11 protein-coding genes are annotated in these 13,378 nt (G+C 53.1%); 2 read left to right on the top strand and 9 right to left on the bottom strand.

From position 1 onward, the window contains the following. Positions 1-14 precede the first annotated feature (14 nt). Positions 15-896 carry a peptide chain release factor N(5)-glutamine methyltransferase gene (gene prmC / locus HOV93_RS20025; RefSeq protein WP_235990711.1) on the top strand — a complete coding sequence of 294 codons (882 nt, stop codon included), beginning with the start codon at positions 15-17 and terminating at the stop codon, positions 894-896. 9 nt (positions 897-905) lie between these two features. Here the strand turns inward: prmC and HOV93_RS20020 are convergent, their stop codons facing one another. The 4 genes from HOV93_RS20020 to galE all read right to left on the bottom strand — a co-directional run bounded on the left by HOV93_RS20020 (position 906) and on the right by galE (position 5,659). Then, the gene (locus HOV93_RS20020) at positions 906-2,198 is read right to left on the bottom strand and encodes a sensor domain-containing diguanylate cyclase (protein ID WP_207398317.1); all 1,293 of its coding nucleotides are present in this window, start codon (positions 2,196-2,198) and stop codon (positions 906-908) included. 114 nt (positions 2,199-2,312) lie between these two features. Beyond that, positions 2,313-3,335, bottom strand: a complete 1,023-nt coding sequence (locus HOV93_RS20015) for a 3'-5' exoribonuclease YhaM family protein (RefSeq protein WP_207398316.1) — start codon at positions 3,333-3,335, stop codon at positions 2,313-2,315. 80 nt (positions 3,336-3,415) lie between these two features. After that, on the bottom strand, positions 3,416-4,636 hold the full coding sequence (locus HOV93_RS20010; RefSeq protein WP_207398315.1) for a 1-acyl-sn-glycerol-3-phosphate acyltransferase: 1,221 nt from the start codon (positions 4,634-4,636) through the stop codon (positions 3,416-3,418). 39 nt (positions 4,637-4,675) lie between these two features. Further along, complete coding sequence (gene galE, locus HOV93_RS20005; protein WP_207398314.1) at positions 4,676-5,659, bottom strand: UDP-glucose 4-epimerase GalE; 984 nt, start codon at positions 5,657-5,659, stop codon at positions 4,676-4,678. 181 nt (positions 5,660-5,840) lie between these two features. Between galE and xerD the strand changes: the two genes are divergently transcribed. Beyond that, on the top strand, positions 5,841-6,782 hold the full coding sequence (gene xerD / locus HOV93_RS20000; RefSeq protein WP_207398313.1) for a site-specific tyrosine recombinase XerD: 942 nt from the start codon (positions 5,841-5,843) through the stop codon (positions 6,780-6,782). A 34-nt stretch (positions 6,783-6,816) separates the two neighbouring features. Here the strand turns inward: xerD and HOV93_RS19995 are convergent, their stop codons facing one another. The 5 genes from HOV93_RS19995 to HOV93_RS19975 form a co-directional block, all read right to left on the bottom strand. Then, a complete protein-coding gene (locus HOV93_RS19995; protein WP_207398312.1) occupies positions 6,817-7,320 on the bottom strand; it encodes an ExbD/TolR family protein in 504 nt (167 codons plus the stop codon). A gap of 17 nt (positions 7,321-7,337) precedes the next feature. After that, entirely contained in the window at positions 7,338-7,787 is a 450-nt protein-coding gene (locus tag HOV93_RS19990) for an ExbD/TolR family protein (RefSeq protein ID WP_207398311.1), read from the bottom strand. A 45-nt stretch (positions 7,788-7,832) separates the two neighbouring features. Further along, positions 7,833-8,651, bottom strand: coding sequence for a MotA/TolQ/ExbB proton channel family protein (locus HOV93_RS19985; RefSeq protein ID WP_235990707.1), 819 nt, complete (start codon positions 8,649-8,651; stop codon positions 7,833-7,835). Between the two features lie 245 nt (positions 8,652-8,896). Beyond that, on the bottom strand, positions 8,897-9,913 hold the full coding sequence (locus tag HOV93_RS19980; protein ID WP_207398310.1) for a tetratricopeptide repeat protein: 1,017 nt from the start codon (positions 9,911-9,913) through the stop codon (positions 8,897-8,899). Positions 9,914-9,988: 75 nt separating this feature from the next. Beyond that, the gene (locus HOV93_RS19975; RefSeq protein WP_207398309.1) at positions 9,989-13,159 is read right to left on the bottom strand and encodes a tetratricopeptide repeat protein; all 3,171 of its coding nucleotides are present in this window, start codon (positions 13,157-13,159) and stop codon (positions 9,989-9,991) included. Between the last annotated feature and the right edge of the window lie 219 nt (positions 13,160-13,378).

The raw sequence follows: 13,378 nt of genomic DNA, 5'->3' as shown, positions 1-13,378 counted from the left end.
CGAATTTTACCCGCATGTCGACTGCCGAACCATGGACGATTGGCCGTCTCTTGAACTGGACGACGGAGTACCTGGAATCGAAGGGAAGCGAAGAGGCACGGCTGGAAGCTCAGTTGATGCTTGGTCATTCGTTAGGGTGCCCCAAGATTCAGCTTTATGCCCGGTTCGAGGAAGTCGTTGACGAAGAAAAGCGTGCTAAGTTTCGCGAACTGGTCAAACAGCGAGCCACTGGTAAGCCGGTAGCTTACGTGCTCGGAACCAGTGAGTTCTACTCGATGGAATTCCTGGTCACGCCGGATGTTCTCATTCCGCGCCCCGAGACCGAGCACTTGGTGATCGAAACGCTCGATCTTCTTAAAGGGAGATCAAAAGATGAAACGGTATGCATTCTCGATATCGGAACCGGCAGCGGGATTATCGCTGTTACCATTGCCAAGCAAATTTCTAAGGCCAGCGTGCTAGCGACCGACATCAGTGAAAAAGCGTTGGCCGTCGCGAAGCAAAATGCTGAGAAACACGGCGTGAATGAGCGGATCGAGTTCGCCACCGGCGACCTGTTCGCAGCGGTACCGGACGGGGCCCTGTTCGATGTCATCGTCAGCAATCCGCCCTACATCGCTCAATCGGAACGGCCTCTAATGGATGCGCATGTCATCGCACACGAGCCGCATGATGCATTGTTCGCCGAGGAAGAAGGCACCGCCATCTTGCGAAGAATCTTGGAAGAGGCCACCGACTATCTGAAGCCCGGCGGATGGCTGCTGATGGAATTCAGCCCGATGGTTGCCAAGCGTGTTACCAAGATTGCCGAGGCGACTGGGTTTTACGAGCGGATTTCGATCGGCAAAGATCTGGCAAAGCTCGATCGCTACTTGATTGCAAAGAAGACCGCTTAGCTAGATGGCTTACTTGTCGATCATAATGACCTTATCGCGAATCTTATAGGTCGGCGGATCGATCGGCTGCGGCCCCTGGCCCTCGTCGATGAATGTGCGATTACGCCCATTCTTTTTCGCCGTCCTCAAAGCAGTGATTGCTCTCGCGAACAGCTTGGGGACAGTGTCGTCCTGCTTGGCTTCCGTAACCCCGGCGCTGACATGAAGTTCGAGTTCTTCGCCATCGAACTCAAAGACTGTCCCGTCCACTGTCTGGCGGATACGTTCGACGGCGCTGGTGGCACCACGGGGGCCGACATCGCCGAAGAAGAGCAGGAATCGCTGACCCTCTAGACGCATCGCATACTCGAAGCCGCGTTCCGTCCGGATACAGTCGGCGAGGTATTTTCCCAGCGAGGCGATAATCTTGTCGCCCACCTCGGTGCCCAGGCGTTCGTTGAACTTGCGAAACTCATCGATGTCGACGGCGGCAACGCTTAGCGCGCGTTCTCGACGGATATCGTCTCGCCACCACTGAAACAGCTGGCACTCAATTCCCGTTCGGTTGTTCAATCCGGTTAACGAGTCGATCTTCATTCCGTTGTCGACCGTGGCCAGACGTTTTTCTGCGCGGAGCACTGTCACGATGGTTTCAGTCATCTTGTCGCGCAGGTCATGGCAGAGATCGATCAGTCGAGCGATTTCCAATACTAGCTTGCGACAGACATCGTTCAGGTTGTCTTGGAAATCGATCTGTTGCAAATTGCTGAGTGTCGTTTCGATCTGGGCTGTTTGCTCGAACAGGGTGTCGCAGAGACGGGTTCCAATGTCGGCATATGCCCCGAGCCCTTCCTGGCTGCTGTCCAAATGTTGAGAGGCTTCTGCTTGTTTTTCGAGCCAGTCGATATTAATGACATCAAGCTGCTCGGCTATTTCGTGAAGGGCATCTTCGGTTGGTTGATACCACGTTTCGCGAAGCTTGTTTTCTATTTCTACGAGCCGAGCTCGATATTTGCCGACTTCCAGACGAAGGACCTGAGCGGACGCTTCGACCAGGCCGTTGGCGACGACTGCCTCTTCTTCAAGAACCGACAAGTATTCGTAAGGAATGACTTCTTCGGGTTCAGGCTGCGGTAGTTTGGGCTTGGAGTCGTTGTTGATCGGGGCGGCAGCCGAATGGTTCTCGAATTCGTTGAGGAAAATCTCGGCGGTCTCGACACTGACGATCGATGTTTGATTTTGAATCAATTGACGAACGCGTACGGCGGCGCAGAATCCGATCAACAGATTCGCTCCGATCATCAGCAGAAGAAATAGAAACATCCACTTAACCCCGACGTGTGCGTGTACCCCTTACCTACCATCCGTTGGATGGGTCACGTAAACGTAGGCTACGTTGCATGATTGTCGAAAATCGAAGTGGAAAAATTTGGATGATTATGACGATTTGTCCGGATGCGACGGCAAATCCCCCCGATAGATACGCCGCCTGAATGGGTTGCTCTTAGGTACGAAGGGGGCTCCGTCATCCTGTTGCTCACAAGCTTTGGCTAGGCGAAAGATATTTCCGTCGAGTTCATCCGCCCAGTATATTAAGTTGGCTTCCCAGGTCATCGGAGGTTTCGGGCTTCCGTTGGCGGATGTTCCTTGGTGACTAAGAACGAGATGTTCCAAGCGAAGTAGCCACTCCGTACTCAGGTCAATTCCAAGGTCCCGAGCTGAATCTCGTACCAAGTCACGTCCAAGCACGATGTGTCCTATCAGTTCGCCGTGTGCCGTGTAGGCCGTGTTGGCGACTTCGCCGTCTAATTCCTCTAGTTTACCGATGTCGTGCAGCAGGGCACCTGCGATCGTCAACTGCCGCGTGATAGGGTCTCGCAGGGAAGGGTGCTGGCCGCGGTAGGCATTGAGCAAGTACATGACATTTTGGGCCACGCTGAAGATATGCTCAAGGAACCCACCGGCGTACGCATGATGATGATGCACCGCGCCGGGTAAGGCTTCGATTCGTTCTCGGTTGGTTTCCAAAATGGTCGTTACAAGGGAGTTAAGCTCAGGCGTATCGATCTCTTGATCGACCAAATCCAACAGACGGTCGAAGAGTTCTTGGGGATCTGCTTCCGACGACGGCTGGCAGGTCGCGGGATCGAAACCGCTCTCGTGGTCGCTTGCTTCGACCGGGCGAAGGCGTTTTATCTCGATCTTTCCTCCGTGAATCGTCTCTTGAAAAGTTCCTCGAAGCTTGTAGAAGTGCCCAACGGTCCACTCGTCACGGCATGCCGCTTCATGAGTCGATCCTTCCCAAATCGTGGCCGCAATATTCCGGGTACGATCTCGAAACTCGAGAAGATAAAAGGGGCGCCCTTGCCGTGTTAAGCGAAGGTCCTTTTGAAATAATTGCGCGAAAAAATCGGCTTCTTGACCGTGCTGCAACGCTGCTAAGCGATCGACCTGAATCACTGCACATCCCCTGATCTCTGCTACCAAAGCGTGGATAACAGACCCCATCTTATTAGGGGGCGAAGTGAATGCCAATCGATTTATTCGGAACCGTAGAGTTTCGATTCTTTCGAGAGATGAGTCAGCTTGGCTTGAAGACGATCTCGCAGTTGAGACATTAAGGGATCTTCATCACCCTTGGGGCGTCGCTCATCGGACACCATGATCGGTTCGTCGACATCGATAATGACCTTCAAGGCCCCGTGCACGGTTGTCTTGTCCTTCAGGTCTTCCTCGTATCGCTCGACCGTTTCCAAAAGGCGATCGACGCTAGGATAGTCTCGCAGGTAGTTCGGGATGTAACACGAAATCTGCTGTGCAACGTAGATGTCTTCCAATTGCATCCAGCGTCGTGATCGCTCTTCCGGTGAGAGTTTGCCCTCGATCATGTCGGGCAGGATTCGTGAGCGTAGTGCTTTGATGCGTGGTAATATGTTTCCGGTCGATTCGACGCGAAGCCACTCTTTCTCTAGCGGATGCAGAATGCAGTCAATCAATCGCTCGGTGCGGGTGGCCATGTCATCGTCCGAGTGAGCACTTCCCGAATATCGAATCTCTTCCAGGCAAAATAACCCTTCTCCCATGCGTTCGACACGTTCGAGCAGTCGAAGTTCCTCGGACGTTCGCCAGCCTAAGCGTTGTTCGATCTCGTGCAGCACGGGGCGAACCGTGGCGTCGATGTCTCCCTGGAAGACGTACTTGATACCAATCGGATGGATCACTGTCTCGCCGCGACCTTCCTTGATACGCCGTTTGGCGGCGGAACGTGCTACGAAGGCGACCCCATCCAGAAGCGGGTGGAGGTGGTCGTTGGTACGCGTGGTCGAACCTTCAGAAAAAACGACCAGTGGTCGATCGGCCTCGACCATGGCGTCAACTGCCGTTGCCAGCGACTTTCGATCAACACCTTCTCGATAGATGCTGAAGCCCCCCATGATTCGGATGGCCCACGCTTTAAACGATCCTTGATTAAAGAGGTGCCAGCTGGCCATCGAGTAAAGGTTGCAATCAACTTCTTTTGCCAGGAAGCCCAGCACCAATGGATCGGACAGGCGGCTGTGATTGGGCGCCAGAAGAATGCCATGGTTGGCATCGAGCGACTTCTGTAAGCGGTCTGCGTTTCGGACCTCGTAAGACTGAACGCCTTCAAAGTGTTGGAGGTATTTACCGTAAAGATTGAATTTCTGGATAAACGCAGGCCAGCGAGTCCCGCGGTGCGGCGGAACAAATCGATATGGCTTTTCGATAATGATATTCTGCATGAGTTCGCGGAAATCCTTTCGGACTCAACGCATTTTCTTTTACTGGGCGAATCCGTGAGGATGCGAATGATGCCATCGCCAGGCAGTTTCAATCGTTTCGCGGACGTCCATGTACTTTGGTTGCCAATTAAGAATTTTATGAGCCTTATCGGCGTTGGCTACCAGGGCAGGGGGATCTCCCTCGCGCCTAGGGCCAATTTCTGCGGGAATATCCTTGCCGGTAACATCTCGGCTTGCCTGAATGATCTCTTGGACACTGACCCCTTGCCCAGTCCCCAAGTTGAGTTTCAGGCAATGATCAGGCGTAATCTGCTGCATCGCCGCTAAATGGGCATCGGCCAGGTCGTCGACATGAATGTAATCGCGAATGCATGTCCCGTCCGAGGTGGGGTAGTCGTTGCCGAAAATGCTGATCGATTTTCTTTGCCCCAACGCCACCTGCAGAACCAAGGGTATCAAGTGCGATTCTGGCGTGTGATCTTCGCCGATATCTCCGTCGGCGGAAGCCCCTGCGGCATTGAAGTAACGAAGTGCCGCGAAAGCCATTCCATAAGCGTGAGCGTAATCCTGCAGCGCATGTTCGATTGCCAGTTTTGTGAAGCCGTAAGGATTCACAGGTGCCTGAGGGAAGCTTTCGTCTATGGGCGAAGACGCAGGAATACCATAAGTGGCACAAGTGCTCGAAAACACAATGCGAGTCACATCAGCGGCCCGCATAGCATCGAGCAGGCTCAGCGTACCGAGAACATTGTTCTGATAGTACTTGGCCGGATTCGTGACCGATTCGCCGACAAGTGCGAACGCTGCGAAGTGGATCACCGCTTCTATGTTGTATTCTTTCAGGGTGGCGGTCAGCTTTTCGCCGTCGGATAGGTCTCCGACCACCAAGGGAAGCTTGCCGACCGCGCCTCGATGCCCTGCGGAAAGGTTGTCGTAGACGACAACATTGTGTCCCCCGACCGCCAGTTTTCGGGCCGTGTGAGAACCTATGTAGCCTGCTCCGCCGGTGACAAGAACGCGCATCTTCTTTTCCTTGAATGCCTTAGCCAAAAATGCGGGGATCGCATCTGCACCGATTCTGTCGCATTGCGTCCCTACGATCAATACGACCTGAATCCTCATCAACAACGTGCGACGGCCCCGACGGAATGCCGAAAACACCTATACGGTGGATAGTCTCTCCTAAAAATAGCTTGGGATCTCGATGCCCCGAAAATTAAAACTGAAACTCAAGCGGCCGTTGCCACAACCAGAAGGCGAGCGGACCGAGCGTCTGATCGCAGCGATGGTGACATATCTGACCACCGAATGCCATCTTTCGCCCAATACCATCCAAGCTTATTCGCGAGATTTACAGCGATTTCGGACATGGCTGGGGACAAAAAATCCTACGACGCTGAACATTGTCCAACTTTCTGATTACGTGGCATGGCTCCACGCGCAGAATCTCGCTCCGGCATCGGTAGCCCGGCATATCATCTCCTTGAAGGTGTTTTTCCGTTACCTGCAGTTAGAAGGAATAATGCAGGATAACCTGGCGGAACTTCTAGGCTGCCAGAAGCTATGGCAAAAAATTCCGACGGTGATACCACCCTATCAAATCGATGATTTCTTGACGGCCCCCTGGAGTGAAGATCCTTACTGGCGGCGTGACCGAGCCATTTTGGAGGTCTTGTATGCGTGTGGATGCCGAGCATCGGAGATCGCCAGCCTGGATGCGAAAAACGTTCACTTGAGCGAAGGTCATTGTCGGCTGCATGGTAAAGGGAACAAGCAACGCATCGTCCCTTTGGGCGAAAAGGCGGTCTCCGCGTGTAGGTTATACCTGGAAAAGGAACGCCCCAAGCTGTTGGCTCGGGGCTTCGATTCGCCTGCGTTCTTTTTGACGCGAACCGGTCGACCGCTGCGACGCGAGGCGATCTGGGAGCTCGTGAAGAAATATGCCCGCCGTGCTGGGATCGACCCGGCCGTCAGCCCGCATACAATGCGGCATAGCTTTGCCACACACCTGCTTGCCGGTGGGGCCGACCTTCGCCAGGTTCAAGAACTGCTCGGTCATGCGAGCATTGCGACAACCCAAATTTACACGCACGTCGATCAGACGCGCCTAAAAAAAGTTCACGCTGCGTTTCATCCGCGAGCGTGAACTTTACTTAGGTTGAGTCAATTGCGTACGGAGATTAACCACCGGCACCAGGTGCAAACTTGATCTTCTCGATCAGTTTCTGCACTTCGCCCGTTTTGGGATCAATGCGGCCGGTCACTGCGGTGATTGCTTCAATCACGTAAGTGTATTGCAGCTGGTAATCGGCATCGATTTCGATTTCCGATTCTTCCTGGGCCGAGCTAGGGCCGTCCGCGACGCCGATTTGCTGAACGATGGCATCTTGCAACTGAGCGAACTTTTCGCGTGCATTTCCATCGAAAGACGTATTGTTGAGTGCCACCGATTGCAGGGCACCGTTGGGGCCGGCACGTAGCTTCAGTTTCATCGGAACCTGAAGGCTCGTACTGGGTGCCCCGGCGGCTGCCTGGGGCATGTTGATGTTGAAGTCCCCTTCCATCGCGACGATTTTGAACGTCATGATAAAAAAGACGAGGAGCTGAAACACGATGTCAATCATCGGTGTCATCGGCACATCGATCTTTTCGCGTCCGTGGACTTCGTTCTTGCGAAGTTTCATGAACCTAACCGTATACCTTAGTTGGGAGCTTCTTCTTTGGCTCTGAGGGCAAATTTTTCAAAGCCAACGTCCTGGCAGAGCTTGATCATCTCTTGAACTTTGCCGGTGGCAACGCGACCATCACCGCGAATAATGACGGTGACACTCTTCGCACCGCCTGTATCAGCTTTGAAATCGTCGGCGATTTGCTTCTCGACAACTAAGCGTTGCCGAAGGGAATCGAGCGTATAGTCGTTGCCGTCGAAGTATGCCATACCGTCCTGATACATTTGCAGCGTGATGGCATTTTCAAAGGGAACTTCCGGCGGCTTGGCCAGTTCACTCTGCGGGAGCTGAATCTTTTTGTTCTGATCGGCCTGGGTAAAGTTGATCAGCACCATAAAGAATGCGATCAACTGAAACGTCATGTCGATCATAGGGGTCAGGTCCCCTTCGAGCATCTCCCGCTTATTCTTTTTGATCTTCATTAGCTACATCTTTTCGCGAAAGAGATCACATGGACTTAAGGGAGACTACTTGCCGACATTTTGGAAACGGCTCATCAGGCCTTCGCCGGTGATGCCGACTTCCAGCGCCAGGCGATCGACTCGGTTGCGAAGGATGTTGTAGGCGGCAATCGCTGGAATGGCGAGGGCCAAACCGACAAGCGTGGTGAACAATGCGGTCGAAATACCTTCGGCCAGTGCCGAGGCGTCTGGCGTACCACCACTACGAGCGATCACACTAAACGACTTAATCATCCCGTCGACCGTACCGAACAATCCGATCATGGGGCTGAGCGTACCGATCAGGGCCAGGTAGCTTAGGCGATGGTCGAGCTTCATGTTCTCTTCTTCGCCCACTTCCTGCATCGCTTCAAGGGCTTTGTCGTAGCCTAGTGAGACCTTTTCCAAGCCGGCCGAAAGAACCTTGCCGAGGAACGATTCATCTTCCTTGGCCATGTCGTAGGCTTCCTGAACCTGGTTTTCTTCTAGGCAGGCCTCGAAGCTTTCGACCAATGCCAGGGGAACGACATTTTCGCGGCGGGCATTCATGATGTTCATCACCAACAGGGCTACGAACACGATCGAAATGACCATGAAGATCCAGAAGTAATAGCTCAACGAAGTGTAAACCCATTCGAAGACCGTCTTGGGGGCTTCGGCAGGAGCAGCCGCATCGCCGGCACCATCGCCGGCTGCTGGGGCAGCAGCCGGTTCTGCGGCAGCAGGCTCGGCGTCTGCAGCGGCATCTTGGGCTGTGACTGACTGGGTGGTCAGAAAAATGCCCAACATCAAGGCCACAGAAGCCACGCAGAGGGACAGGGAGTACGCTTGAGATCGACGCAACATTGGGTTCTCCAGACTTTGGCGATTATCTGAGCTATGTCTTGGTAGTTTGTTTAAGCACTAAGAAACGGGTTCGACCTGTCTTGTACCCAGAAAGAGGGTGAAAGGAAGATCTTGTTTTGAAGGGAATGTCGACGAGGTGGATTCGTATTCTAGTTGGGTGATTTCCCCTCGAAAAGCATCTGCACCGAGAGTTTGCCGACGTTTTTGGGCAAACTCTCCCTTTTAATCGCACCAGCCTGGGTGAATTATTGCCGATTAGCCCAAATGCTTCCGGGATAGCGGTCATTGAGCAAATTTCGTGCATCGGTGGACTGATCGGGATCGTTCAGATCCTTCCAGAGATTGGCCAGGTGATACAAGGCTTCGGCGTGGATTTCAGGGTCGGTGTAGAAGAGGATGTCTGTATGTAGGTAAGCCAAGAGTGCTTCTTTCGAGTTGTTTTGCTTCAGCTGACACAGCCCAAGAGCGTTGTAAGCACGACCGAACAGTTCTTTGTCGTCCGGGTCGGCGTTTTCAACCACTTTCTGAGCGAGCGCGATGCCTTCGGCAGGTTTGCCACTAGAAGCCAAAGCTTTGGCTTTTCCGACGGCGGCGAAGCTTTTCTGACGGGCAGCACCAGAAACCGTCGCGTTGGCCGAGATCACTTCATCAAAGTTGGCGATGGCTTCGGCTGTTTTGTCCTGGGCCAGCAATGCACGACCGGCCAAAACTTGGGCTGACATGCGATAGTCGGGCCAAGGAGCCGAGTTCAATCCGCCGTAGTACTTGGCCGCCGAAGCGTAGTCTCCGCCACTGACGGCGAGATCACCCAGCATTCGAGCCACTTCATAGAAATGAAAGCTGTTAGACGAACTGGTCGCAAAGCCTAGCAGTGCCTGGGCAGCTTTCTGTCGGTCGCCCGAACCGGCCAGGGCCAGTTTGCCCATCGAGTAAGCGCGAAGGAAATCGATTTCCTGTTTAACGAGTTCGTTATTGCCCCCTTCAATGCCTTGGAGTTTGTCGATCGCGTCGGCGAACTGACCGCTTTGAACCATGCGACGGGCTGTCTTCACGTCGAACGGTTCGGCGTCGAGTGCGATTTCGACGATTTCATTCGTAGGAATCTCAACGTTGGAACCACCCTTGCTAAGTTGGACGGCGTCTTTGGTTGCGCCAATAATGGTGCCCGTTTGAGCGCCGCTTTCGGTGCGAACTGAATCGGCCAGTAGCGGTCCACCGGCGACCAGCGCCATAGCGACAGCTTGAAAGAGAATTTGACGCATTATTTATCACTCCTCGAATAGATCGATCATTTACGGGAATAGTTTGGGGAAAAGAGTACCTGACTTCCGGGCCACTTAAGGTTGTGGCTTGTCGAGTCCTTTGACATCACCAGTCAGGTCCTTTTGAATTCTTCGCATCAGTGTATCGAATTTCTGGAACCACTCGTCCCCGCCTAAGCTGGGATCAAACGACTGGGTCGAGGAAATATCTTTGGCGGCAGCGGCCAAATACTGATCTTTCTTATCCTTACTCGATTGAGAGAGCGCGAATTGGTATCGGCACGCCGCGAGGTAGTACCGACACTCGAAGAACGTCTCTTTAAAAGGCGAAGGATCAGCACCAGCTTGGGCGTAGCGTGCCAAGATGGATTGCAAACGACCCCAGCCCCAGATCACATTCTGCTTGGTTTCCGGATTAGGCTTGGCACCCATCAGCGATTGATAGAACGTCTTCGAGTCTCCTCCGTTGAGTCCCCACATGTAGAAGGTTTTCGCGGCTTCGACTTGAACGTTCACCATCATATTCTTTTCCTTCAGCACATCGGCAAACGTGGCGACGGCCTGTTCATACTCGCCAATTTCCCGCTGGGCCATGGCAATACGAACTCGAACTTGCTGCACGAGAGCCGGGTTCAGCGAGCCGCTACCAGCTTGGTCAATAATTTGCTGGTAGGCGGCGATTGCCTTGTTGTAGAAGCTCTTCGTGTCTCCGTTAAAGCTTGGGTCTTCCGAGAAACTTTGTCCTAGGTTGTAGAACGTTTCGCCAACCCAGTTCAGCACGTTAGGTTCCTTACTTGATTCGGCGACGCGATTGAGGAACTTCTCGAACGCACCCGCCAGGGCAACTTTGGATGCCGGGTTGGCATTGTCCAACTGGGTTTTCAGGTCATTGGCCAGAGAAATGTAGATGGCAACCAGTTGCTTTTGGCTATTCGCATCGTTGCCAGCCAGGCTCTTGAGTTGTGCCATGGCTTTCTCAGCATTGGCCATCAACGACTCTGTCTTGGAAGCGTCGGTCGTCGTGGGAAGTGCCGAAATATAAGCTCGGACGGCCGCCTTGTAGATCAGTTGATCGATACCAGGCCGGGTTGCGACAGCATTCTTGCTCTCGACTAGACCCATTAGGCCGGTTTTTTTCTTTTCAAGCAGTTCGACGGCTTTGTTGGGCTCGCCCGTGTCGGTGTAGACCTGGATGAGGGACAACGCTCCGAGGACATAGCTATAATCCGGATCTTCGCCTTGATATGAGTCGACACCGGCTGAGAGGATACTCTGGGTTTTTTCCTTGATTGCGGCGAGTTGCTCATCAGTGGGAACTCCCATGGCGTCAGGGTTGTCTTTCGCTTCACGACGCAGTGAGTTACCACGTAAGAAGAGATTCCAATACGTTTGACCCACCTTTAACTGGGCATCCGCTTTGGCAGCCGTTCCGTCACCAATCTTGGCTACAGACTTTTCAGCGGCTTCCAGCATCGCTTTTTGTTGGTCCCAGGAAAGCTCTTTGGAACTCGCTTGTTGCAGTTGGAACCCAATGAGTGCCAACAATGCCTGACCCGCTTCTTCCGAATCTGGCCACGTCTTAACCATGAAGTCGGTCGTGTCTTGAACCAGGCTTAACTCGAACGAGCGATTGTCGGCCGGGGCGGCTTCAAACAATCGTAGGGCACATGCGAGCGCCATTTTGGCACATGGCTTAGCGCTAGGACTGTTCGGGTATCGCTGAGCAACGAAAGACGCCCGAGCGTAGGTTTGCCAGTAATCACCATCTTGGAAACCCAGGAAGGAGAGAAAGTACTGTACGCCGTTCACTTCGTCCGAAGGAGTGTCTCGGTCGGCAAGTTGCAGGGCTTGTTGAAACTTGCTTTCCGCTTTACTGAAAGCATCTTGAACGACCTTTTCGTCCGTTTCAATCTGGCTGGCCAATTGCTCTTTGGCCGCCTTATCCTTGGTGGCCTTTAAGTCGGCTTGCATCTTCCTCACGGCGAAGCTTTGGGTATTCGCTTCATTGATAAGGTCGCGACCTGCGGTGACAGCTTCCTGGAATGTTTTGGCATCCGAGTCATCTTGAGCAACGGCATCTTCCCCTTGCAACTCGGCGCGGATTGCCAACGCTTCCTTTTGAAACTCGCTCGGGTACTTGGCAACATCGACGGCCAGTTTCAATGCCTCGCGGCGATTATTGCCCCGCTGCTTGTCTTTGTTATCACGGCCATCGGCATCTTTTTTATAGGCTTTGGCGACAATCATCTTGATGTTCAGCCAGTCTTCGTCTCGTTCCTGGTTGGCTCGCAGTTGTTGTTCGTCCAGCCATGGAGCGATCTCACTGAGCACTTTCGCTTGCTCATCTTTCTGCATCCAGATCGTTGATAGACCGATCGCGGCTTTGAGTTTGACCTGGCGAAACTGCTCTGGCTGATCGCCTAATAGCATCAGGTCGTCGACATAGATCGCGATGGCTTCTTTGGTCTTGTCCAAAGCCTGCTGAGCTTGTGCTTCGTACAACCGAGCATAGAGACCGGCCAGACGCGATTTGTACTTGCTGTACGTTTCGCCGAATTCTTTGGCTGCTTGCTCTAGCTGCTTTTTGCGGTCTTTATGGTCTTCCGGAAGTGTTTTGGCCATCTCGAAGAGGCAATTGGAAGCTAACAGTTGCGTCTGGATATAAGACGCTCGCATTTCATCGCGGAACGCAATTTTGGCGGAATCTTTCGAGGGATCGAGCACCTTAGGCAAGGCGGTCAACGCTTCTCGAATTTGCTTGTTCGCATCTTCAAAGACTTTTCGTGCTTCTTCGTAGCGTTTATGGGCCGTATCGAGAAAAGGTCTCTTGTCGGCCGGCTTTTCCTCGCGACGTGCTCGGGCTTCGGCCAAGCGGGCTTGATCCGATAACACATTGCCTCGCTGGATCGACGCATCGATTACGCGATCGCTTTGGGGGTTGGCTTTAAGGAATTTACCCAGGTTGTTACCGGCTGCGACGAGCAATTCTTCGCGCGAGTCAAGATTCGGACTGCGACGGGCCGCTTCGATTTGAGCAATCGCCTTGCGGTAATCGAGGGTCTTTTTGACTTCCTCTGGTAGGCCAGCATTGTTGGCCATCGAATCGATGTACCAGATCGCTTGTTCGTGGTACCCGCGTTGCAAGAGCCCATTGAAGAATTCGTCGAACGGTTCCTTGGCATTCGTAACCGACGAAAATGCCATAATAAGGCCGGTTGCGAGCAAAATCAGCTTAGTAATCCGCATTTGGTTCTATCCTATAAGACAAGGCAAAACCTCTGCCCAAACGAAGACTTCTCGGTGCTAATCGGTACCGCAGGCATACTCGATTGTGAAGGCGAAAAGGCTAATCGTTCACATCCGATACTAACGCGAACCTTGTTTGGCTGCGATCGTACGGATGCTCTTAAGAAGAGATGGGGGAGGAGGTGCTGTTCCTTTTGTCAAATGATCGACTTAACCATG

The sequence above is a fragment of the Bremerella alba genome (genome assembly GCF_013618625.1).
GTDB lineage: Bacteria > Planctomycetota > Planctomycetia > Pirellulales > Pirellulaceae > Bremerella > Bremerella alba.
The sequence above is the reverse complement of the archived record's forward strand: the minus strand, read 5'-3'. Positions and strand labels throughout refer to the sequence as shown.